This is a genomic window from Streptomyces sp. NPDC055189 (assembly GCF_053606765.1).
Genome location: NZ_JBSGSG010000017.1, coordinates 29,520 through 50,850, shown reverse-complemented (window position 1 = coordinate 50,850; position 21,331 = coordinate 29,520). Strand labels below are relative to the sequence as shown.

25 protein-coding genes, 2 tRNA genes and 1 other RNA gene are annotated in these 21,331 nt (G+C 70.9%); 7 read left to right on the top strand and 21 right to left on the bottom strand.

Annotated elements, in window-relative coordinates; translation table 11 throughout:
- Position 1: 1 nt before the first annotated feature.
- Entirely contained in the window at positions 2-481 is a 480-nt protein-coding gene (locus ACWFR3_RS15565) for a MarR family winged helix-turn-helix transcriptional regulator (protein ID WP_453735081.1), read from the bottom strand.
- 172 nt (positions 482-653) lie between these two features.
- Here ACWFR3_RS15565 and ACWFR3_RS15560 point away from each other — a divergent pair, with 172 nt between their 5' ends.
- Entirely contained in the window at positions 654-854 is a 201-nt protein-coding gene (locus tag ACWFR3_RS15560) for a hypothetical protein (protein WP_453735080.1), read from the top strand.
- Between the two features lie 89 nt (positions 855-943).
- On the opposite strand, the gene ACWFR3_RS15555 is transcribed toward ACWFR3_RS15560, so the two are convergent.
- The 9 genes from ACWFR3_RS15555 to ACWFR3_RS15515 all read right to left on the bottom strand — a co-directional run bounded on the left by ACWFR3_RS15555 (position 944) and on the right by ACWFR3_RS15515 (position 6,687).
- A complete protein-coding gene (locus tag ACWFR3_RS15555) occupies positions 944-1,711 on the bottom strand; it encodes a hypothetical protein (RefSeq protein WP_453735079.1) in 768 nt (255 codons plus the stop codon).
- 90 nt (positions 1,712-1,801) lie between these two features.
- On the bottom strand, positions 1,802-2,665 hold the full coding sequence (locus tag ACWFR3_RS15550; protein ID WP_453735078.1) for an RNA polymerase sigma factor SigF: 864 nt from the start codon (positions 2,663-2,665) through the stop codon (positions 1,802-1,804).
- 245 nt (positions 2,666-2,910) lie between these two features.
- Entirely contained in the window at positions 2,911-3,792 is an 882-nt protein-coding gene (locus tag ACWFR3_RS15545) for a SigB/SigF/SigG family RNA polymerase sigma factor (RefSeq protein ID WP_453735077.1), read from the bottom strand.
- Between the two features lie 256 nt (positions 3,793-4,048).
- The gene (locus ACWFR3_RS15540) at positions 4,049-4,342 is read right to left on the bottom strand and encodes a Dabb family protein (RefSeq protein WP_453735076.1); all 294 of its coding nucleotides are present in this window, start codon (positions 4,340-4,342) and stop codon (positions 4,049-4,051) included.
- Between the two features lie 49 nt (positions 4,343-4,391).
- The gene (locus ACWFR3_RS15535; protein WP_190082868.1) at positions 4,392-4,571 is read right to left on the bottom strand and encodes a hypothetical protein; all 180 of its coding nucleotides are present in this window, start codon (positions 4,569-4,571) and stop codon (positions 4,392-4,394) included.
- A gap of 423 nt (positions 4,572-4,994) precedes the next feature.
- Positions 4,995-5,079, bottom strand: a tRNA-Ser gene (locus ACWFR3_RS15530).
- A gap of 102 nt (positions 5,080-5,181) precedes the next feature.
- Positions 5,182-5,613, bottom strand: coding sequence for a tRNA adenosine(34) deaminase TadA (gene tadA / locus ACWFR3_RS15525; RefSeq protein WP_453735167.1), 432 nt, complete (start codon positions 5,611-5,613; stop codon positions 5,182-5,184).
- A 113-nt stretch (positions 5,614-5,726) separates the two neighbouring features.
- Complete coding sequence (locus ACWFR3_RS15520) at positions 5,727-6,296, bottom strand: tRNA adenosine deaminase-associated protein (protein WP_453735166.1); 570 nt, start codon at positions 6,294-6,296, stop codon at positions 5,727-5,729.
- Between the two features lie 205 nt (positions 6,297-6,501).
- Positions 6,502-6,687, bottom strand: a complete 186-nt coding sequence (locus ACWFR3_RS15515) for a hypothetical protein (RefSeq protein ID WP_453735075.1) — start codon at positions 6,685-6,687, stop codon at positions 6,502-6,504.
- 150 nt (positions 6,688-6,837) lie between these two features.
- Here ACWFR3_RS15515 and upp point away from each other — a divergent pair, with 150 nt between their 5' ends.
- Positions 6,838-7,473, top strand: coding sequence for a uracil phosphoribosyltransferase (gene upp, locus ACWFR3_RS15510; RefSeq protein ID WP_160505979.1), 636 nt, complete (start codon positions 6,838-6,840; stop codon positions 7,471-7,473).
- 14 nt (positions 7,474-7,487) lie between these two features.
- On the opposite strand, the gene ACWFR3_RS15505 is transcribed toward upp, so the two are convergent.
- Both ACWFR3_RS15505 and ACWFR3_RS15500 read right to left on the bottom strand, forming a co-directional pair.
- Positions 7,488-8,144 carry a LytR C-terminal domain-containing protein gene (locus ACWFR3_RS15505; protein WP_453735074.1) on the bottom strand — a complete coding sequence of 219 codons (657 nt, stop codon included), beginning with the start codon at positions 8,142-8,144 and terminating at the stop codon, positions 7,488-7,490.
- A 121-nt stretch (positions 8,145-8,265) separates the two neighbouring features.
- Complete coding sequence (locus tag ACWFR3_RS15500) at positions 8,266-8,562, bottom strand: type II toxin-antitoxin system VapB family antitoxin (RefSeq protein WP_003955420.1); 297 nt, start codon at positions 8,560-8,562, stop codon at positions 8,266-8,268.
- Positions 8,563-8,829: 267 nt separating this feature from the next.
- On the opposite strand from ACWFR3_RS15500, the gene ACWFR3_RS15495 reads away from it, so the two are divergent.
- Entirely contained in the window at positions 8,830-10,344 is a 1,515-nt protein-coding gene (locus tag ACWFR3_RS15495) for a helicase HerA-like domain-containing protein (RefSeq protein WP_453735073.1), read from the top strand.
- A gap of 34 nt (positions 10,345-10,378) precedes the next feature.
- Here the strand turns inward: ACWFR3_RS15495 and ACWFR3_RS15490 are convergent, their stop codons facing one another.
- The 5 genes from ACWFR3_RS15490 to ACWFR3_RS15470 all read right to left on the bottom strand — a co-directional run bounded on the left by ACWFR3_RS15490 (position 10,379) and on the right by ACWFR3_RS15470 (position 13,357).
- Positions 10,379-10,528: a hypothetical protein gene (locus ACWFR3_RS15490; protein ID WP_453735072.1), complete on the bottom strand. Its 150-nt coding sequence runs from the start codon at positions 10,526-10,528 to the stop codon at positions 10,379-10,381.
- Between the two features lie 62 nt (positions 10,529-10,590).
- The gene (locus ACWFR3_RS15485; RefSeq protein WP_453735071.1) at positions 10,591-10,908 is read right to left on the bottom strand and encodes a hypothetical protein; all 318 of its coding nucleotides are present in this window, start codon (positions 10,906-10,908) and stop codon (positions 10,591-10,593) included.
- Between the two features lie 311 nt (positions 10,909-11,219).
- Complete coding sequence (locus ACWFR3_RS15480; RefSeq protein WP_453735070.1) at positions 11,220-11,804, bottom strand: HhH-GPD-type base excision DNA repair protein; 585 nt, start codon at positions 11,802-11,804, stop codon at positions 11,220-11,222.
- Positions 11,805-11,900: 96 nt separating this feature from the next.
- Positions 11,901-13,091 carry an SPFH domain-containing protein gene (locus ACWFR3_RS15475; protein ID WP_453735069.1) on the bottom strand — a complete coding sequence of 397 codons (1,191 nt, stop codon included), beginning with the start codon at positions 13,089-13,091 and terminating at the stop codon, positions 11,901-11,903.
- 11 nt (positions 13,092-13,102) lie between these two features.
- Positions 13,103-13,357 carry a hypothetical protein gene (locus ACWFR3_RS15470; RefSeq protein WP_453735068.1) on the bottom strand — a complete coding sequence of 85 codons (255 nt, stop codon included), beginning with the start codon at positions 13,355-13,357 and terminating at the stop codon, positions 13,103-13,105.
- Positions 13,358-13,456: 99 nt separating this feature from the next.
- Here ACWFR3_RS15470 and ACWFR3_RS15465 point away from each other — a divergent pair, with 99 nt between their 5' ends.
- A complete protein-coding gene (locus ACWFR3_RS15465; protein ID WP_453735067.1) occupies positions 13,457-14,011 on the top strand; it encodes a GNAT family N-acetyltransferase in 555 nt (184 codons plus the stop codon).
- Here ACWFR3_RS15465 and ACWFR3_RS15460 read toward each other — a convergent pair.
- Together ACWFR3_RS15460 and ACWFR3_RS15455 are read right to left on the bottom strand one after the other, a co-directional pair.
- A complete protein-coding gene (locus ACWFR3_RS15460) occupies positions 13,960-14,898 on the bottom strand; it encodes a LysR family transcriptional regulator (protein WP_453735066.1) in 939 nt (312 codons plus the stop codon). The genes ACWFR3_RS15465 and ACWFR3_RS15460 overlap by 52 nt on opposite strands.
- A 40-nt stretch (positions 14,899-14,938) precedes the next feature.
- A complete protein-coding gene (locus ACWFR3_RS15455; protein WP_453735065.1) occupies positions 14,939-15,820 on the bottom strand; it encodes an SGNH/GDSL hydrolase family protein in 882 nt (293 codons plus the stop codon).
- 125 nt (positions 15,821-15,945) lie between these two features.
- Between ACWFR3_RS15455 and ACWFR3_RS15450 the strand changes: the two genes are divergently transcribed.
- A complete protein-coding gene (locus ACWFR3_RS15450) occupies positions 15,946-17,199 on the top strand; it encodes a PucR family transcriptional regulator (protein WP_453735064.1) in 1,254 nt (417 codons plus the stop codon).
- Here the strand turns inward: ACWFR3_RS15450 and ACWFR3_RS15445 are convergent.
- Together ACWFR3_RS15445 and ACWFR3_RS15440 are read right to left on the bottom strand one after the other, a co-directional pair.
- Positions 17,150-18,502 carry a sensor histidine kinase gene (locus tag ACWFR3_RS15445; protein WP_453735063.1) on the bottom strand — a complete coding sequence of 451 codons (1,353 nt, stop codon included), beginning with the start codon at positions 18,500-18,502 and terminating at the stop codon, positions 17,150-17,152. The genes ACWFR3_RS15450 and ACWFR3_RS15445 overlap by 50 nt on opposite strands.
- A 96-nt stretch (positions 18,503-18,598) precedes the next feature.
- A tRNA-Ser gene (locus tag ACWFR3_RS15440) sits at positions 18,599-18,686 on the bottom strand.
- A gap of 142 nt (positions 18,687-18,828) precedes the next feature.
- Between ACWFR3_RS15440 and ffs the strand changes: the two genes are divergently transcribed.
- Positions 18,829-18,927: signal recognition particle sRNA small type (gene ffs / locus ACWFR3_RS15435), an RNA gene on the top strand.
- A 44-nt stretch (positions 18,928-18,971) separates the two neighbouring features.
- Positions 18,972-21,269, top strand: coding sequence for a DNA polymerase III subunit gamma and tau (locus tag ACWFR3_RS15430; protein ID WP_453735062.1), 2,298 nt, complete (start codon positions 18,972-18,974; stop codon positions 21,267-21,269).
- The last annotated feature ends 62 nt before the right edge of the window (positions 21,270-21,331 follow it).

Genomic DNA, 21,331 nt, shown 5'->3' with positions numbered 1-21,331 from the left:
ATTACGCGGGTGTACGGGTGGTCTCTTCGAACGGGAGCCGGGCCGAAGCCGCGCGGCAGTCCCCGAAGCTGTCGCGCAGTCGCGCGAGCAGCGTGCTGAGCTGGACGACTTCTTCGTCCGACCAGTCATGCAAGTAGTGGGTGAGTGTCCTGATGGACAGCTCGGACAGCTCATTGACCTTGGTCTTGCCCGCGGGCGTGAGACGCAGGATCCGGGAGCGCTTGTCGGCGGGGTCGGGATCCCGCAGGATCCACTCCTTCTCGGCTACGTGGGCCACGTGCCGGCTTGTCACCGACATGTCCACGGCGAGCAGCTCGGCGAGCCTGCTCATCCGCATCTCTCCGTGCCGGTCGAGCAGGATGAGTACGGCGGCGGACCCGCCCGGGCAGTCGTGCGGCAAGCCTCTCCCGAGGCCGCGCTTCACGGCACCGATGGCGCTGAGCTGTCGGGCCAGGTCCTCGTAATGACGCTGCGCGGCCACGACACCTCCTATGTTGTTGCTTAGGGCAACGATAGAGACGGTTGGTTGCCGCAGGCAAACTAAAACTGGACCAACCGCCTAAAGAGTCGGCAAAGCTCTGGGACCGCGCTCGTAAAGTCCGTGGTCAGCGGGGGTTGGGCCGACCCCCGATGGTTCGCTAGGGTCCTGCGCTATGGCACACAACCCCCAGGGCCCCCAGAATCCCGACCCCGCAGGCAGCACGCAGATGTTCCGCGCGTTCGTCGACGAGTCCCCCCAGGGCCGAGCCCAGCAGCCGGCGGCAGCCCCCGCGGGCCCGCGCATCGGCCTGATCATCGGCGTCGTACTCGCGATCGTGGTGGTGGCGGGGGTGGCTTGGCTGGCCCTCAAGTAACAGCCGCCCCGAGGAGCGCCCGCAGGGGCGCTTTAGGGGCGCGGGGAACTGCGCGACCAGCCACGGCGGACCCGCAGGCAAAAGACGCGCTACTCCCACTTGACGGAGACGTCCTGCGTCTCCACATGCATCCCCATAGGCACCCGCCACGCGTCCACGCATACGGGCCAGGTCTTCTTGACGGTCTTGCCCGCCGCGATAGGCGCAGGCAGTTTCTCCGTGGATTCCAGCGTGGCCCAGTCCACGCCAAGCGCACCGATGACGTGAGTCTCGAAGGTGACCGTTCCGGACCGCACCGGCGACCCCCCGGTGTTACGGAAGGAGACGGTCACTTTCTCGCACCAGCGCTCGTCCGCGGGCTTCCGCTCCGGATCGCCCACGCTGAGCTTGGCGGGCCCGCTGGGCTTCGCGCTGGAGTCACCGCCGGGGGCGGACGGAGAGGTGCTGGCCCCGCCCTCAGGGCGCCCCGCAGAGCCACTTCCCGAACTGCTCTCCGTACGAACGGGCTTGGCGCCGTCACTCGGGGAGTCACTGCTGTCCGGGGTGGCCGGGGAGTCGGAACCGGCCTTGCTGCCGGGAGGCTTGCCGGAGGAGCCGCCGGAGCCGGACTCTGACGGCTCGGAGCCGCCACCCTTGTCGCCGCCCTTTTCGCCGGAGGGCAACTCGCCGCCCAACGGCACGAGTTCTACCTCTCCGGTAGGGGCAACACCCTCACCAGGAGCCCGCTGAGGCCCCGCGCCCGCGGGACCCGTGGCCACATAGCCGTCGCTGTCCCCGCCGCCGCAGGCGGCAAGAACCCCGCCCAGGCACAGCGCAGCCGTACCCGCACTCAGCACGTTCCGTATGCCACGTCGCATCGCGCCAGTGTGTCTGACGGGTCGTCAATTAGGAACCCCGTCAGCAACTCCGGTCCCCCTGCGGCGCGTTCAGCCGCAGGGGGCGCGACATCAGTCCGCGATGAGACCTTCGCGCAGCTGCGAAAGCGTCCGCGTGAGCAGCCGCGAGACGTGCATCTGCGAGATGCCGACCTCCTCGCCGATCTGCGACTGCGTCATGTTCGCGAAGAAGCGCAGCATGATGATGCGGCGCTCGCGCGGCGGCAGCTTGGCGAGCAGCGGCTTGAGCGACTCGCGGTACTCGACGCCTTCGAGCGCGCTGTCCTCGTACCCCAGACGGTCCGCGAGGGAGCCCTCGCCGCCGTCGTCCTCCAGGGCCGGGGAGTCGAGCGAGGAGGCGGTGTACGCGTTCCCGACGGCCAGGCCGTCGACCACGTCCTCCTCGGAAACGCCGAGCGCCTTGGCGAGTTCGGGCACGGTCGGCGAGCGGTCCAGCTTCTGCGCCAGCTCGTCGCTCGTCTTGGTCAGCGCGAGCCGCAGCTCCTGGAGGCGGCGCGGGACACGCACCGACCAACTGGTGTCGCGGAAGAAGCGCTTGATCTCGCCGACGACGGTCGGCATCGCGAACGTCGGGAATTCGACGCCCCGTTCGCAGTCGAATCGGTCGATCGCCTTGATCAGGCCGATCGTGCCGACCTGGACGATGTCCTCCATCGGTTCGTTCCGGCTGCGGAAGCGCGCTGCCGCATACCGCACGAGCGGGAGGTTGAGCTCGATCAGCGTGTCCCTTACGTAGACACGCTCCGGGCTGTCCTTGTCGAGTGCGGCGAGCCGCAGGAACAGGGAGCGGGACAGGGTGCGGGTGTCGATGGCGCCTGTTGAAGCCCCCGAAACACTGGGACTCGCAAGCGCGTCGGGCGCTGATTCGCTCTTGGTGAGCGTGAGCACCTTCGAGCTGCCCTGGTCTGCGGACATGCCACCCCCTTTGGGTCGCGGACGGTCGCGGCGACACGTTCCCGTCGGAGGAACGCAGCCTCCACCTGAATACCGGACGTGGGGCTCCGGCAAACGCGGTTCCAGCAGAATGTCACATGTCGGCAACACGCTGTAGTTACATGTCGACAAAGAAGGGTGACATCGATGCAGGAAAGAGGGGGTCTGGGGCATTTCTGCTCGCGAAGTCGTCGGAAACTGCTCACAGAGCAGTCCACTCGATACGGTTACGCCTCGATACGGTTTGCGGATCGAAGTCGCGCGAAGCTTCTGGCCAGCAGTCTTGACACATGCATCTGAGAAACGCCCAATTCGGCGCTGATCTGTGATTGCGTCAGATTGCTGTAGTAGCGCAGAAGCAGGATGCGCTGTTCGCGCTCGGGCAGTTGTACGAGGAGATGCCGGACGAGATCGCGGTGCTCGACGCCGTCGAGTGCCGGGTCCTCATAACCGAGCCGGTCGAGCAGGCCGGGCAGGCCGTCGCCCTCCTGGGCCGCCTCCAACGACGTTGCGTGGTACGAACGTCCGGCCTCGATACAGGCCAGGACCTCCTCCTCGGTGATCCGCAGGCGCTCGGCGATCTCTCCGGTCGTGGGCGAGCGCCCGAACGCCGTGGTGAGATCCTCGGTCGCCCCGGTCACCTGCACCCAGAGCTCGTGAAGGCGGCGCGGCACGTGGACCGTTCGTACGTTGTCGCGGAAGTACCGCTTGATCTCGCCGACCACGGTGGGCATCGCGAAGGTCGGGAACTGCACGCCGCGCTCGGGATCGAAGCGGTCGATGGCGTTGATCAGACCGATCGTGCCGACCTGGACGACGTCCTCCATCGGCTCGTTGCGGCTGCGGAAGCGGGCGGCGGCGTAGCGCACCAGCGGCAGATTCGCCTCGATGAGCGCACCGCGGACGCGGCCGTGCTCGGGGCTGCCCGGCTCGAGCCCCTTGAGCTCGCCGAAGAGCACCTGCGTCAGGGCCCTGGTGTCGGCTCCCCTGCTGCTCGGGGTGCTGGGGGCGGGGCTGGTGGCGGCCGGGAGGCTGGGCGCGCTCGGGGCGCCGGGGCTGCCCGCCTGCGGGGTCACGGGTGGTGCTTCGGGCGCAGTACTGGCCGGCACGGTCAACGCCACCCCTTCTCGGTCAAGCGCAATCAAGTCCTGTCGAGCTCAGTCAAGATCAGCCGACCCTGGTCAACTCATCCGTCAAAAGCGGTCATAGCATCACAAGACATGTGCACTGTGTGCAAGCACCCGATAACTACGTGTTGAGGGGCAAGTTGTGCCATAAGACGCAGAAAAGCCCCTCACCGTTCCGGTGAGGGGCCGCTGTGTGCGGGGCTGTACGGGCTGCGCGGGGGCTCTGCGGCCGGGTGGCTCAGAACTCGTAGTCCGCGATCACCCACGTGGCGAACTCGCGCCACAGGGCGACGCCCGCCTGGTGGGCGGGGTGCTCGATGTACCGCTTCAGCGCATCGGTGTCCTCGACCGCCGAGTTGATGGCGAAGTCGTACGCGATGGGCCGGTCGGTGATGTTCCAGTCGCACTCCCAGAACGCCAGGTCCGGGATCTGCTCGCCGAGCGCGCGGAAGGCCTTGACGCCCTCGACGACGCGCGGCTCGTCGCGCTGAACACCGTCGTTGAGCTTGAAGAGGACCAGATGGCGGATCATGCGCACTCCAGAGAAGCGGGGAGAGGAGGAAGGCGGCGGGACGAGCCGCTCAGTCCTTGCCTCCGTTGGCGACCCACGTCATGAAATCGCCGATGCTCCGAGCGGCATCCGAAACCGCTTCGAAGCCTATCTGCACATAGTCCGCGGCCTTGGCCGGGTCAGTGATGATCACGTAGAGCATGAAGACGACGAGCGCGAAGAGCCCGATTTTCTTCCACTGCACCGCCATGCTTCCGGCCTCCCCTTACCCGCTGCGCTCTGTGACCCCTGTGACGGGCGTGAGTCTAACCCGGTACGTGCTCACCGAACCTTTAAGGACCAACGGCCCGGCAGCAGAGGCCCTTTGCCGGGCCGTTCCCGGTTGCGCGGGCGGCAGGATTGGTGATGTGCCCCAGCGGATCTGGCAGGAATCCGCGGGCAAGGGACTGGCCCCACTGCGGGGCCACGCGCCGTCTGCTTCCCCCGAAGGACGGCGTTGGCTTGAGGGTTCCAGTCCTCATCGGGGGGAGCGGCTTGTCCCCCCGATGCCGCTTCCCCCGACCTATCGGGTCAGAGCCCCGGTGCCTTCGCGGCGCCGGGGCTCTGTCGTGTTCCGTGGCGGCGGAGAACGACGAAGGCCCCGTCCTCGCGGACGGGGCCTTCGTTTCAAGAGCGGTAGCGGTGGGATTTGAACCCACGGTGAGTTTCCCCACACTCGCTTTCGAGGCGAGCTCCTTCGGCCGCTCGGACACGCTACCGAGAGGAACTCTAGCCCAAAGAGGGCCGTGGTCAGAAATCCGTTTGGCCGACGGGGTCCGGGCGCCCGCCGTGAAGCGGCTCGGCGCCCGTGCAGGAGCCGCTCAGCGCCCCCGGAAGAAGCGGGTGAGCAGCTCCGCGGTCTCCTGCGCGAGGACGCCCTGGATCACCTCGGGGCGGTGATTGAGCCTTCTGTCGCGTACGACGTCCCAGACGGAGCCCGCGGCGCCCGCCTTCTCGTCACGTGCTCCGTAGACGACCCGGTCGATCCGGGACTGGACGAGCGCGCCCGCGCACATCGTGCACGGCTCCAGGGTCACCACCAGCGTGCAGCCGGTCAGCCGCCACTCGCCGAGCGCTGCGGCGGCCCTGCGGACGGCAAGCACCTCCGCGTGCGCCGTCGGGTCGCCGGTCGCCTCGCGTTCGTTGTGGCCCGCCGCGAGCACCGTCGTGCCGTCCGGGGACAGCACGACGGCGCCGACGGGCACATCGCCGCCCCGGACGGCCAGTTCGGCCTCGGCCAGGGCGAGCCGCATGGGCGCCCGCCAGCGATCGCGTACGGGATCGGGCTCGGATTCGGTTGGGGGGGCGGGGGCGTTCCGGTCGGTCACACCGGGAACCTATCGGTCCCCGCGCGTGACGACAGGCCCTACCGGACGGTCTCGAGCACCTCCGCCGCCCCGAGGATCTCGGCGATGTCGCTGAGGGCGTCGCCGGGCTCCAGGCCGAGCAGCTCCTTCTCGGGCACGCCGAGGTCGGTCAGGAGCTCCGGGTCGCCGAGGGGGCCCGCGGGCACCGCGTCGTCCGCGGCGTCCCCCGTGTCGTCGTCGGCGGCGGAATCGGGGGCGGCGTCGGATTCGGCCGGTTCGCCGTCCTCCGTGCCGTCCAGGTCGAGGGCGTCCAGGTCGACACCCGGGTCGTCGCCCGGCTCACGGCCGAGCATCTCGTCGGTGAGCAGGATCTCGCCGTACGAACTCCGGGCGGCCGCGGCCGCGTCCGAGACGTAGATACGAGGGTCCTCCTCACCGTCGACACGGACGACGCCGAACCAGGCGTCCTCCTGTTCGATGAAAACGAGGACGGTGTCGTCCTCAGCGCTGCCGGCCGTGGCCTCACGGGCCAGGTCGGTCAGATCCGACAGGCTCTCCACATCGTCGAGCTCCGTGTCGCTCGCTTCCCACCCGTCTTCGGTGCGCGCGAGCAGTGCGGCGAAGTACACCGTGACTCTCCCACTGGTCATAGACAGTGCCGGTTGACGGTTCGGGTGTCCCCCCGGCGAGTTCGGGGAGCGGGGGAATTGCTGTTCCAAGCCCCGCCCACTCGGAATCGTGGCAGAAACCACGGCCCGAGGAGAGGTCTTCCGCCCGCTGTGTCCGCGTCGCTTTGCACGGACACCTCCCCGACGCCTGCGTGAGAGGTGGCCGCTACCAGCGGAACGTGCGCATACGCATCTGCTGACGCATGCGTGCCGCTCGGGCGCGGCGCGGCTTCACACGGTCGCGGAGTTCGAGCGCCTCGGCCCTCTCGTGCAGGAACTGGGCGCGTCGGCGCCGGCGCTCGGCTTCGGTCTCGCGGTCCGTCTCCCGGCCGCCCGGCTCTCTGTCGGGCATGGGAATCACCACCCCAGGTCGTACGTCCACTTTCCCCCGAACGGCGGGTTTGATGCGAGCGCGGGGTGTTCGGGAGGGCCCGGGGCGGGGCGGGAGCGGCCGGTCACGGGGGGAGTCCGGGGGGTTCCCGGCGCGGTTACTGTTGAAGACATGCGGATCCACGTCGTCGACCACCCGCTGGTGGCGCACAAACTCACCACTCTGCGCGACAAGCGCACCGACTCCCCTACCTTCCGGCGCCTCGCCGACGAGCTGGTCACCCTGCTCGCGTACGAGGCCACCCGGGACGTGCGCACGGAGCAGGTCGACATCGAGACCCCGGTCACCCCGACGACCGGCGTCAAGCTGTCCCACCCGCGCCCCCTCGTCGTGCCGATCCTGCGCGCCGGGCTCGGCATGCTGGACGGCATGGTGCGGCTCCTGCCGACCGCCGAGGTGGGCTTCCTCGGGATGATCCGCGACGAGGAGACGCTCCAGGCGTCGACGTACGCGACCCGCATGCCCGAGGACCTCTCCGGCCGCCAGGTGTACGTCCTCGACCCGATGCTGGCCACCGGCGGCACGCTCGTCGCGGCCATCCAGGAACTGATCAAGCGCGGCGCGGACGACGTCACCGCCGTGGTGCTGCTCGCCGCCCCCGAGGGCGTCGAGGTCATGGAGCGCGAGCTCGCGGGCACGCCGGTGACGGTCGTGACGGCTTCGGTCGACGAGCGGCTCAACGAGAACGGCTACATCGTGCCGGGCCTCGGCGACGCGGGCGACCGGATGTACGGGACCGCGGAGTAGGGCAGAGGGAAGGCTCAGCAGTCCTTCTGGCCGTTGGACGGCGAGGGCGTCGGCTTGGGTTTGGCGAGTACCGCCAGAGCCTTGTCGGCGTCCTCTTTCTTTGCCAGGTCCTTGAACTTCGTGCCCAGGATGAGGTCCACCTCGCCGCCCTTGCGGGCGTCCGTGCGGCTCTCGGCGCCCGCGAGCTGCGTGCCGAGCACCGGCAGCGCGGTCTCCGTGGCGGACTTGGGGCCGAGCAGTATCCCGGTGCCCTTGACCTTCTTGTCGTACTCCTTGGGGGCGTTGTCCACCTTGCCGACGGTGAAGCCGCGCTTCTTGAGCTCGGCCGCGACGTCCTTGGCGAGGCCCCCGCGGGGCGTGGCGTTGAAGACGTTGACCTTGACCTCGCCCGGCTTGGGGAGGGCCTTGGGAGCGGCCGGCTTCGCCGAGGGGCCGGAGCCGGACTGCTTGGCCGCGCAGTCGCCGCGCGAGCTCGCCGCCGTGGCCTTGTCGCCGCCCGTGAAGACGTCGATGAGCTGCAGGGTTCCCCAGCCGATCAGGCCTACCGCGACGACGGATGCGACCACCGCGAGCACGAGCCGGCGGCGGCCACGGTTGCGGCGCATACGGGGATATTTGGATCCCGTGATGCGGTACTTGCCGCCCATGCCGGGGGGAGTGAGCATGCTCATGGGCGCAGCGTAGTGCGACGACGCCGTGATGCCTACTAAATGATCATTGACTCGGGCTCAGTCCAACCCAAAAGGGCCAATGAAGGCGTGGGTGTCCGGCGCTGCCGCTGACGTCAGCGGGTCAGCCCAGTTCGAGGACGCGGGCGTGCAGCACCTGGCGCTGCTGGAGCGCCGCGCGGACCGCGCGGTGCAGTCCGTCTTCGAGGTAGAGGTCGCCCTGCCACTTCACCACGTGCGCGAAGAGGTCGCCGTAGAACGTCGAGTCCTCCGCGAGGAGCGTCTCTAGGTCCAGCTGGCCCTTGGTCGTCACGAGCTGATCGAGGCGGACCGGGCGCGGCGCGACGTCCGCCCACTGCCGGGTGCTTTCCCGGCCGTGGTCGGGGTACGGCCGGCCGTTTCCGATGCGCTTGAAGATCACACGGAAAGCCTACCGGGCAAGGCTCTCCGGGCGCAGCCATGGCGACGGAGTGCGAGTCTGGGAAATGACGCCGTAAATGAGGGCATTTCGGAAAGACCCGAGCCGGGAACAGGGGCAGAAGTGAGCGACGACCGGCCGATGCCGTCCACGACGGAGGGTGCGAACCCCTCTAACGAGTCAACGTCCGGCACGGGGCTGACGGCCGGAGGGGACGGTTCCGGTGAGGTGGGAGTGAGTGGCGGAGGCGCGGCTCTGCCGCAGGGGGCCATGGAGATCGTCTCCGGGTACGCCTTTGACGGGCCCGCGCTCGATCTCGGCGCGCTCCTGTGGGACGGGCAGTGCCTGCCCGAAGCCCAGATCCGCATCCCCCTCGCCATGCTCAACCGGCACGGGCTCGTGGCCGGGGCGACCGGCACGGGCAAGACGAAGACCCTCCAGCTCATCGCCGAGCAGTTGGCCGCGCAGGGCGTGCCGGTGTTCCTCGCCGACATCAAGGGGGACGTCTCCGGGATCTCGGCGCCGGGAGAGGACGGCGAGAAGGTCGCCGAGCGGGCGCGTGAGGTCGGGCAGACGTGGGAGGCGACGGGCTTTCCCAGTGAGTTCTACGCGCTGGGCGGGATCGGGACCGGGATTCCGGTGCGGGCCACGATCACGAGCTTCGGTCCCGTACTGCTCTCGAAGGTGCTCCAGCTCAACCAGACCCAGGAGCAGTCGCTCGGCCTGATCTTTCATTACGCCGACCAAAAAGGGCTGGAACTGGTCGACCTGAAGGACCTGCGGGCCGTGGTGACGTTCCTGACGTCGGACGAGGGAAAGCCCGAGCTCAAGGGGATCGGCGGGCTCTCCACGGTCACCGCGGGCGTCATCCTGCGGGCGCTCACCGCCTTCGAGGCGCAGGGCATGGGGGACTTCTTCGGGGAGCCGGAGTTCGACACGAGCGAGTTCCTGCGGGCCGCGCCGGACGGCCGGGGCCTGGTGTCGGTGCTCGAACTGCCCGCCGTGCAGGACAAGCCGCAGCTCTTCTCTACGTTCCTGATGTGGCTCCTCGCCGATCTCTACAACGACCTGCCCGAGGTGGGCGACGTGGAGAAGCCGAAGCTCGTCTTCTTCTTCGACGAGGCGCATCTGCTCTTCAGCGGGGCGTCGAAGGCGTTCCTGGAATCGATCACGCAGACCGTGCGGCTCATCCGCTCGAAGGGCATCGGCGTCTTCTTCGTGACGCAGACGCCGAAGGACGTACCGGCTGATGTGCTCGCCCAGCTGGGCAACCGGGTCCAGCACGCGCTGCGGGCCTTCACCCCGGACGACGAGAAGGCGCTGAAAGCGACCGTACGGACCTTCCCGCATTCGGCGTACGACCTGGCGGAGCAGCTGACGGCGATCGGTACGGGCGAGGCGGTGATCACCGTGCTGAGCGAGAAGGGCGCGCCCACGCCGGTGGCCGTCACGCGGCTGCGGGCACCGGAGTCGCTGATGGGTCCGGTGGAGGCCGGGGCGCTCGACGGGGCGGTGAAGGGGTCGCTGCTGTACGGCCGTTACGCGGAGGCCGTGGACCGCGAGTCGGCGTACGAGAAGCTGACGGCGCGGCAGGCGGAGGCGGAAGCGGCTGTTGCGGCGCCCGCGGAGGCTCAGAAGCCCGCGGGCAAGGAAGAGGCGCGGGGCTCCGTGGTGGACCAGGTGGTCGGGAGCGGGATCTTCAAGTCCCTCGCGCGGTCGCTGGGTACGCAGCTCGGGCGGGAGATCTCGCGGTCGGTGTTCGGAACGGCCCGGCGCAGACGCTGAGGCCGACGGGCGTCCGCGTCTGCGCCGGCAGGGGTCAGCGGTCGGCCTGGCCGGGCTTCTCCTGGTGGTGGTCCTCCTCGTCCTCGGTCTGCGCCTTGACGGGGGCGGGAGCGGGGCTGGGCGCGTTGCGCACGGCTTCGGCGCGCAGGAGGGCGTGCAGGGCCGCGTACGGGTCGATGGGCATGAGTGTCTGTCCTCGGTTCGCTGCTGCTCGATGGGGGGTGGCGGTCAGTCCGGGCGGGACTGTCAGCAGCGCAGGACGACGGAGCGCGGGGCGGGGAGGTGCGTGCGGCTACGGGCGGGGCGGGGGCGGCTGCGGCGTGCGGCGCGGGGGCGGCGTACGGCCGGGGTGGCGTGGGGGACGGGGCGCTTGGTGGGTACGCGGAGTGCGCTGTCGGCGGTGTCCTGATGGGCCTCGCCGCTCGGCTCGGTGGATACGGCCGCGGGGGGCGGGGCGGGGGCGGCTTCGGCGGGGGCCGCGGGGGCGAGGACGGTACCCAGGAGCGCCAGCAGGATGAGGGCAGCTCGCAGCCACGCGGGTCGGGGCGACGCGGCGCGGCTCATGAGAAACCATGTCCCCCGACGGGACCCGCTTGGTGTTGCCTCGCACCGAGATTGGCCCAGTTGGCCTAGGAATGCCTCCCACCGCCACTCCTGCCCCCGCGTCCACCCCGGTCCTCACTTCCACCCCTGCCTCTGCCCCCGCGTCCACCCCGGCCCTCACTTCCACCCCTGCCTCTGCCCCCACCCCCACCCCCCCTGCCCTCGCCCCTGACCCCGCCCCCGTCGCCGCTGGGTTCGTTCAGGCATGGATGCGGGGTGAACGGGTGGGTGGGTGGGAAAGGCTTGTTCGGGGTGTTGGCGCCCGGCAGGAATTACTTGGGGGCGGACTTGGCCGCGGCTTTGAGCTGCTGCTTATGGGCGCGGACCCGCTGAAGAGACTCGGGCCCAGTGATGTCCGCGACCGAGCGATACGCGTCGGCCTCGCCGTACGCCCCCGCGGCCTCCCGCCAACCGGCAGGCCGTACGCCAAGCTGCTTGCCGAGCAGGGCCAGGAAGATCTGGGACTTCTGCTTGCCGAAGCCCGGCAGGTCGCCCAGGCGCTTCAAAAGATCCTTGCCGGAGGCGGCCCCCTCCCACAGGGCGGCGGGGTCACCGTCGTAGTGCTCCACCAGGTACCCGCACAGCTGCTGGATCCGCTTGGCCATCGACGCCGGATAGCGGTGCACCGCGGGTTTGGCCGAGAGCAGCGCGGCGAACTCCTCGGGGTCGTACGCCGCGATCTCGTGCGCGTCGAGATCGTCCGCGTTCAGCCGCCGCGCGATCGTGTGCGGGCCCGCGAACGCCCACTCCATCGGTACCTGCTGGTCGAGCAGCATCCCGACGAGCGCGGCCAGCGGGCTGCGGCCGAGGAGCTCGTCGGCTTCCGGCTGCTGTGCCAGGTGCAGGGTGACGTCCATGGGGCGATCTTCCCCCGCGGGGCGGGGCCGCGCACGGCAGGGGTCGTGCGTACGGCAGGAAGACCGCACGCACGACAGTGGCCCGCCGCCGTACGGCTACTGGATCTCCACGGGCCCGTCGCTCCTGGCACCGTCCGCCTGCCCGCGGTTGCCCGGCGCACCCAGGTACCGCTTGAGGTCCGCGGGCTTCCCCTCGCCCTGCCCCGCGGGCGTACCGAGGTTGTTGCGTACCGAGTCCAGGATCGTCAGACCCTGCCCGACGAGCCCGGCCGCGATCTCGCCGAGCCCGTCCGCGCCGTTCAGCACGTTGACGTTGGCACCGGAGAGGCCGGTCGCCGCCTCCTTCACGATCAGCGGCAGCTGGTCGATCAGCATCCGGTCGAGCGCGACACGGTCGTACGACGCCGCCGCCTCCGCCTGGATCTTCATCCGCTCGGCCTCGGCGAGGGCGAGGACCCGGATGCGCTCGGCGTCCGCCTCGGCGGGCTTGACCACCTCGGCGACCAGCTGCTGCTGGCGCAACTGGGCCGCACGCTCGGCCAGTTCGGTGCGAGCGTCGAGCACCTCCTGCTGCGCGTGCGCCTCCGCGAGCGGCCCCGCCTGGGCGGCCTTGGCCTGGGCCTGCTCGACCTCGGCGGAGTACTGGGCCTTCACGATGGCGGTCTGCCGCGCGTACTCCGCCTGGTTCCGCGCCGCCTCCTGCTCGGCCTCGGCGGCGGCCTGCGTCGCCTGCGCCTGGGCGATCTGCGCCTGGCGCTGGATGGCTGCCTTGTGCGGGGCGGACATGGCGTCGATGTAGCCCGTGTCGCCGTCGTCGATCGACTGGATCTGCAGCGAGTCCACGTGCAGGCCGATCTTCGCCATCTCGGACTTCGAGGTGTCCAGGACCTCGGTGGCGAGCTTCTGGCGCTCGGTGACGATCTCCTCGACGGTCATCGAGCCGATGATGGACCGCAGATGACCGGCGAAGATGCGGCCGGTCAGGACGGACATCTGGTCCTGGTCGGAGAGGAAGCGCTGGCCGGCGTTGACGATGCTCTCCGTGTCGTTGCCGACCTTGAAGGCGATCACGGCCCGCACCTTCAGGGCGATGCCCTGCCGGGTCACGCAGTGCTCGACGACTTCCGCCTCGCACATGGACAGCGTGAGGAAGCGGGTCTTGCGGAAGACGGGCAGCACGAACTTGCCGTGCCCCGTCACCACGCGGAACGGGGCGCCTCCGAGGCCTCGCCTGCCACCGGAGATCAGCATCGCCTCGTCAGGGGCGGGAACGCGGTAACCGAACATCGATCGACTCCTCAACCGGCGTCGCCGGCAGCGTCGCCGGCCAACGCGTCCAACGGGTCCGCCCACTTGATGACATCGACCTGACGGCTGCCGCGCGACTCGATCACGAGCACGGCGGCGCCGTACGGCAGCGGCTCGTCGGACCAGGCGAGAAATGTCTCGGAACCCCCTCGGATCCGCACCAGGACCTCTCCGGGCCCCGCGGATCCGCGCGTACCGATGACGAGTTCACCGGTACAGCCGATCACAGCCTCATCCGGCGCCATTGGCGGCCGCCTCCCCCATGTCATGCAGGCTCTGTCTGAAACCTGACCATAGCGTCAGGAGCGCGGGAAAGGCCTCTGCGTGCGGGGGAGGATGGAGGGATGAGTCAAGCCACGGCCGTCCGCGTACGCCCCCGCACCGACCCCGACCTTCCCGCCTGCGTGGAAGCGCTCGCCCAAGTGCACGAGGCCGACGGCTATCCCACCAACTGGCCCGATGATCCCGCCGGTTGGCTGACCGGGGGATCGCTCGTCGGCGTATGGGTCGCCGAACTCGACGGGCGGGTGACCGGGCACGTGGCGCTCTGCCGCAGCGGCGCGGACGATGTGGCGCCCGTGCTGTGGAGCAGGCGCGAGGGCGTGCCGGTCGACGGGACCGCCGTGGTCAGCCGCCTGTTCGTCGCGCCGGGCGCCCGCGGGCACGGGCTCGGGGCGCGGCTCCTCGCGCGGGTCGCGGCCGAGGCCGGGGACCTTGGGCTGCAGCCGGTCCTGGACGTCGTCGAGTCCGACACTTCGGCGACCGCGCTCTACGAACGTACGGGCTGGCGGTTCCTCGGCACGGGCGAGCAGCACTGGAGCCCGCTCCAGACGGTCACCGTGCGGTGTTACGCGGCTCCGGAGCCCGAGTCGGGGCCGGAACCGGTCGCGCCGGTCTGAGCCGCCGCGTCCCGCAGCGCGTCGAGCAGACCCCGCACCGCCGGGCGGTCGGGCGCGGGACCCCGCACCGCCGCGTAGACCGACCGGACCGGCACCGGGTTGCGGACCTCACGGACGACGACGCCGGAGTGCGGCGCGTCGAGGCCGAGTTCCGGTACGAGACTGACGCCGAGGCCCGCGGCGACGAACCCCTGCGCCGTGGCGTAGTCCCCGCTCTCCACCACGAAGTCCGGGCTGAAACCGGCGGCGCCGCACGCCTCCAGGATGGGGTCAAGACAGGGGCCGGGCGACTCGCTGGCCACCCACGGCTCGTCGGCCAGGTCCGTCATGTCGAGCAGCCGCCTGGCCGCGAGCGGATGCCCCGCGGGAAGCACCGCGTGGTACCGGTCGTCCAGGAGGTGCTCGAAGCGGACGCCGTCCACGCCCAGTTGGCCCTGCGGCCTGACCACGAGCGCGAGATCCGCCTGCCGGTCCCGTACCTGCGGCAGCGGATCGTCGGGGTCGGCAAGCTTCAACTCGACCTGTACGCCGGGCTGTGCGCGCCGCAGCGCGGCGAGCGCCGGGGCGACGAGCCTCGCCCCGGACGTGGTGAAGTACCGCATCGAGACCCGGCCCGTCCGCCCGGCCCGCAGCCCGGCGAGCGCGGTCTCCGCCTCGGCGAGCTGCCTGCCGATCGTGACCGCGTACTCGGTGAGCAGCCGCCCGGCGTCCGTCGGCCGCACCCCGCGCCCGGTGCGCTCGAGGAGCGCGATGCCCGCCTCTTTCTCCAGGGCCGCCATCTGCTGGCTCACCGCGGAGGGCGTGTACCCGAGGTTCCGCGCGGCGGCGGTCACGGAGCCGCTGGTGACCACCGCCCGGAGGACTTGCATGCGCCGCGTATCAAGCATGCAGTCCAGCTTAACTACGCCCTGGAATCGTTACGTACGACTAACGGCGGGCCGCCCGGGCGACGGCCGCCCCGAAGGCGGCCATACCCCGCGCGTTGGGGTGCAGCGGCGCCGCGACGCTGGTGGGCACCAGACCCTCGATGTAGCGCTCGGACGGTGCGGCGCAGGTGTCGTGACCGGCGCTGACGGCTGCGGTGTCGACGTAGGTGGCGTGGTGGGCCCTGCTCTGCCGCGCGAGCACGCCGTTGAGCTGGTTCACGCGCGCCTGGAGGTAGTTGCCGTCCTTGTCCCAGATGGGCTGGGTGGGCCAGCAGCCGTCCTCGCGGATGTAGGTGGCGTACCCCGCCACGACGATCCGCGCGTTCGGTGCCCGGCGGTGCACCTCGTCGAGCGCCTTGCCGAAGGTGGCGCTCCAGGCGTCGATGGCCTTCGCGGTGGGGTCGCCCTTGCTCGCGGCGGTGTCGGCACAGGAGATGCCCGTGGGCTTCGGCAGGAGATTGACGCAGCCGAGGGCCGTCGCGACGAGGCTGACGTCGTTGCCGCCGATGGTCACGGTCACCAGGTCGGTGCTCGGCTTGAGCGCCTCGTACTGGGGCGGGAGCAGGCCGAACTGGCGGCCGGAGAAGTCGCTCACCTTCGCGCCCGAGCAGCTGACGTCGGTGAGCCGCGCGCCGAGCGCCTCGGCGGCGACGGCCGGGTAGTTGCGGGCGGAGCGCAGACAGGACAGCTGGTTCTGGTCGGGGATGAGGGGCCCGGCGGCGAACGAGTCACCGATGGCGACGTATTCGAGTGGCTCGTCGGCCTTCGAGGGTGCGGTGGTCTTCGAGGGCGCGGCGCCGGCCGGAGTTGCTCCGAAGGCGACGCAGGCGGACAGGGCGGCGGCCATGACTGCGGTGGTGGTGCGGGCGCGTGTGGGGCGCACGGGCTCTCCTGGGTGGGGTGCGGGGAAGCGCGGGGGTGTACCGGCGGTAACGGACGCCCTTATGATCCGGGCCATCCCGGCCCCTGTGTTGTGGGCGCGCGACCAGACTTTCCGAGGGGTCAGTTGTGACCGGTGACAAAAGCGTGGGCCGCTTCCTCATCGCCGACGTACCGGGCCTCGCCGCGAGGGTCACCCGGCGCATCGCGGACGACCTGCCGGTCTACGGACGGCTGCCCGCCGAGGAACTGCACGGCGACGTACGGACCATCGTCGGCATGACCATCCGCGCCTTTGCCGAAGTGCTGCGCACGGAACGCATGCCGCCCCCGGAGTTCCTGGAGAAGGTGCGCGTCTCGGCGGCCCGGCGAGCGGAGGAACGCCTCCCCGTGGAGGCCGTCGTCAGCGCCTATCACTACGGGGCCCGCATCTGCGTCGAGGAGGTGACGGCGACGGCCGAACCGTACGAACTGATCGAGGCCCACCGGCTCCTGCTCGATTGCCTGCGCGAGATCACGGCCGCCGTCACCGCGGGATACGTGGAGGAGAGCCAGTCACTGATCGGCGAACGCGACGCGGCCCGGCACACCGTCCTGTCCGCCCTGCTCGACGGCGGAGGCGCGCAACTGGGCGGCGGAGGCGCTCAACTCGACGGCGCAGGAGCGCAACTGGACTCCGCGCACCTGGGGATACGCCTCCCGCCCTGCTATCTGGCGCTCGCCTTCACCATCGGCCGCCACCCCGACGAGGACCGCGAGGACGTCGACGCCACCGTGGCATCCCGGCGCAAGATCAGACGCCTGCGTACGGAACTCGACCGCGCCCTCGGCCACCCCGTCCTCTCCCGCCTGTCCGCCGACGAGGGCCTCGCGCTCATCCCGTCCGACACGGCACCGGACCGGGCGCCGGACGCCGAGCGGGCCCGCCTGGAGCGGCTGACGGCATCCCTCATCACCGTCAGCGGAGTGCCCCTGACCGCGGGCGTCGCCGCGAGCACGCCTGCCGACGTCCCGCAGGCGGTCCGCCTGGCCACCGAGCTGCGCGACACGGCGACGGGCACGGGACGGCCGCCGGGCGTCTACCCCCTGACGTCGCTGCTCCTCGACTACCAGCTCACCCGAGCGAGCCCCGCCCGCGCCCACCTGGCCGCGCTGCTCTCCCCGTTGGCGGAGGGGCCGGACCTGCCGGCCACGCTGCGCACGTACTTCGCGTCGAACCTGGACCGCCGCGAAACAGCCTCCCGCCTGCACGTACACCCCAACACGGTCGACTACCGGCTGCGCCGCATCGCCGCCCTGACGGGCCTGGACCTCACCGCCCACACGGACCTGCTCACGCTGCGGGCGGCGCTGACGGCGTACGACGCGGCGGGAAAGGCTTAACGGCGATGGGCAGCGCGGCATCGATCCGGAAGCCGCCGTCACCGGTGGGCCCGGACTCGATGGTGCCTCCGGCCAGGCGGACCCGCTCCGTCAGACCGATGAGCCCGTGTCCACCGCTGGGCAGCAGCGGCGCACCGTCGGCAGCCGCTTCCGCGGGCCCCTCGGACGGGCCGTTGACGATCCGCACCCGCACGGTTCGCGGGTCGAACGCGAGATGAATCCGCGTCGTGGCACCGGGCGCATGCTTGTGCACGTTGGTCAGAGCCTCCTGTACGACGCGGTGCGCGGCACGCTCGACCGGCTCCGCCAGCGGCTGCGGCTCGCCCTCGACGAGCACGGTGACGGGCAGCCCGGCGGCCCGGGAGCCGTCGGCAAGCTCGGTGATCCTGTCGACGGTCGTGCCGGGCACGGGCCGCTGCTCGCCCGACGCACCGTCCGACTCCTCCTCCGCGGCGTCGGCCCCGGCGTCCGGGCTGTTCCTGAGCAGCCCCAGCATCTCGCGGAGCTCGGTGAGCGCCCGCCGCCCGGCGGTCCGGATGATCTCCGCGGTCTCGCCCGTCACCTGCGGGTCGTGGGCGACGGCACTGAGCGCGTTGGCGTGCACGACGATCAGGCTGACCTGGTGGGAGACCACGTCGTGCATCTCGCCCGCGATACGCCGGCGCTCCTCCTCCCGCGCTGCTTCGGCGACGAGCCGCTGTTCCCGCTCGGCGCGCTCCGCCCGTTCGACGAGACCGGCGACGACGGCCCGCCGCTGGCCCATGTAGAGCCCGAGGAGCAGCGGTACCAGGCAGGAGAGGACGAAGTTCACCGAGAACCAGAGCACCAGCGTCCGGAAGCTGGTCCACGCCGCCGCGTCCCGGGGCGCGAGCACCACGAGGCCGATACCCGCGGAGGCCCAGGCGGCCCGGCGGCTGTGCGGCCCGCGGTAGGCGCCCACCGCGTAGTAGGCGAGGGGCGTCACGAAGGGCGAGATCTGGAGGACCTTGGCGAGCAGCCCGGCGGCGAGTACGAGTTCGGGGGCCCGGCGCCGCACGAGCAGCGGCAGCGGGCTCACCGCGGCGAGCAGCAGGTTCACCCACTGGGCGGCCGGGCCTATGTAGGGGTTCTGGATATTGCTGATCAGCGCGGGCACCAGCGCGACAACCACGAGGATCACGTCCGCGGCGCGCGGCGAAAGGCCGGGCGAGCTCGGTACGGGCGGAGTCCGGAGTCTCTGTGCCATACCGCCGTCGCCGGAGGGCAGGAGCGCCCAGTTGCTGACCGTGTTCCGGAAGTGGCGGGTGCGACTGGTGGTACTCACCCGGCGAGGATAGGAGCCGGTGCCGTCCGCGCACCAACGACGAAGGCCCCCGCTGCGAGCAGCGGGGGCCTTCGTCGTATTGCCCGGTGAGAGCAATGGCGGAGGATACGAGATTCGAACTCGTGAGGGGTTGCCCCCAACACGCTTTCCAAGCGTGCGCCCTAGGCCACTAGGCGAATCCTCCGCCGCAAACAATACAAGACGTTGGGGAGTGCTCGCGAACACGATCCGCTGCGGACGCCAAGATCGTCCTTCGCTCTTCCGGGGGCGGGGATCGAGGTCGGGTCCGGCGTCGCTTCCGGCCCCCGGGATCGGCTAGGGTGGGGCTCAGCCCCTCACGTGGCGCTATCTGACTGAACTCCCCCAGGGCCGGAAGGCAGCAAGGGTAGGTTGGCTCTGGCGGGTGCGTGGGGGGCGCTTTGCGTTGGGGCGGTCCAGGTTGTCAGTGGTCGCCATTAACCTCGTATGCGTGTCGTCTCTCGCGTTGTACCGCCGCTATCGCCCGGAGTCGTTCGCCGAGGTCATCGGGCAGGAGCATGTAACCGACCCGTTGCAGCAGGCGCTGCGCAACAACCGGGTCAATCACGCCTACCTGTTCAGTGGTCCGCGCGGCTGCGGCAAGACGACCAGCGCGCGCATCCTGGCCCGCTGTCTCAACTGTGAGCAAGGTCCCACTCCCACGCCCTGCGGCGAGTGCCAGTCCTGCCAGGACCTGGCGAGGAACGGCCCCGGTTCGATCGACGTCATCGAGATCGACGCGGCTTCGCACGGTGGCGTGGACGACGCCCGTGACCTGCGCGAGAAGGCCTTCTTCGGCCCGGCGAGCAGTCGGTACAAGATCTACATCATCGACGAGGCCCACATGGTCACCCCGGCGGGCTTCAACGCCCTCCTGAAGGTGGTCGAGGAGCCGCCGGAGCACCTCAAGTTCATCTTCGCGACGACGGAGCCCGAGAAGGTCATCGGGACGATCCGCTCGCGTACGCACCACTATCCCTTCCGCCTCGTGCCGCCCGGGACGCTTCGGCAGTATCTGGCCGACGTGTGCGGCCGGGAGCAGATGACCGTCGAGGAGGGTGTGTTCCCGCTGGTCGTGCGGGCCGGCGCCGGGTCCGTGCGTGACTCCATGTCCGTCATGGACCAGCTCCTCGCCTCCGCGGCGACGGACGGTGTGACGTATGCCATGGCGACGTCCCTTCTGGGTTACACGGACGGGTCGCTGCTCGACTCCGTGGTGGAGGCCTTCGCGTCGGGGGACGGGGCGGCTGCCTTCGAGATCGTGGACAGCGTCATCGAGGGTGGGAACGACCCGCGGCGCTTCGTCGCCGACCTCCTTGAGCGGCTGCGGGATCTGGTGATCCTTGCGGCGGTTCCGGACGCGGCCGAGAAGGGGCTCATCGACGCCCCGTCGGACGTCGTGGAGCGGATGCAGGCGCAGGCGGGCGTCTTCGGCGGCGCCGAGCTCAGCCGCGCGGCCGACCTCGTGAACGAAGGCCTCATGGAGATGCGGGGCGCGACTTCGCCCCGGCTGCAGCTGGAGCTGATCTGCGCGCGCGTGCTGCTTCCGGCGGCGTACGACGACGAGCGCTCGCTCATGGCCCGCCTCGACCGGCTGGAGCGTGGCGGGAACTTCATGGCGGGCGGCCAGGGCGGCGGCCCCGCGATGGCGTACGCGCCGGGCCCCGAGGCTCATGCGGGTGCGCGGCAGCCCGGGGCGGCCGTACCGCCGCCGGGTCCTGCCGAGCCGCAGGTCGCGCCGGGCGGCGGGGCCGCAGCGGCGCGGGCGGCTGTGCGGGGCGGGGGGCAGGGGGCTGCTCCGGCCTCTCAGGAGCCCGCTTCTCCGGCTGTTCCGCAGGCCGCCCCGCAGGCTGCTCCGCCTGTGGAGGCGGCACCACCGGCGCAGGCTGCTCCGGCTCCCGCTCCGTCTCCGACCCCGGCCCCGGCTGCCGCGCTGTCGCCGTCCGGTGAGCGGCGTCCCGGTGGGTGGCCCACGGCTTCGGCGCCGGGCAGCGGCCCGGCGAAGGCCCCTGCCCCTGCCGCTGCCACCCCGCCTCCGGAGGCTGCGGCCCCGCGCCCCGGCGGCTGGCCCACGGCCGCGGCAGCGGGTGGCGGTGCCTCCGCCCCGCAGCAGCCCGCGCAGGCGGCGCCCGCTCCGGCGGCATCCCCGGCACCGTCTCCGGCTCCGGCTCCGGCCGCTGCCCCGGCCCAGGCGGCTCCGGTGGGCGGACCCGATCCGCGTACGTTGTGGCCGAACATCCTCGACGCCGTGAAGGGCCGCCGCCGCTTCACCTGGATCCTGCTGAGCCAGAACGCCCAGGTGGCGGGCTTCGACGGGACGACACTGCAGATCGGCTTCGTCAACGCGGGAGCGCGGGACAACTTCGCGAGCAGCGGCAGCGAGGACGTGCTGCGGCAGGCGTTGTCGGAGCAGTTCGGGGTGCAGTGGAAGGTCGAGGCGATCGTCGACCCCTCGGGCGGCTCGGCGCCGCCGCCCGCCGCCGGCAACTTCGGGGGCGGCGCACAGGCTCCCTCGCGCCCGGCCCCGCAGCAGCAGTCGCAGCCGACCCCGCCGCCCGCCGCGAACAGGGCGCCGGCCCCGGCTCCCGCGCCCGCTCCGGAACGCCGCGCCCCGGAGCATGTCTCCGCGGAGGACGACATCCCGGCGGACGACGACCCCGACCTCGTCGAGTCGGCCCTGTCCGGCCACGACCTGATCGTCCGTGAACTGGGCGCGACGATCGTCGAGGAATACAACAACGAACCCTGACCGCCGGGCCAGGGCGGAGCCGCTCCGCCCCGCCCCGGTCGCGTCGCCGTCTGCGGGTCGTG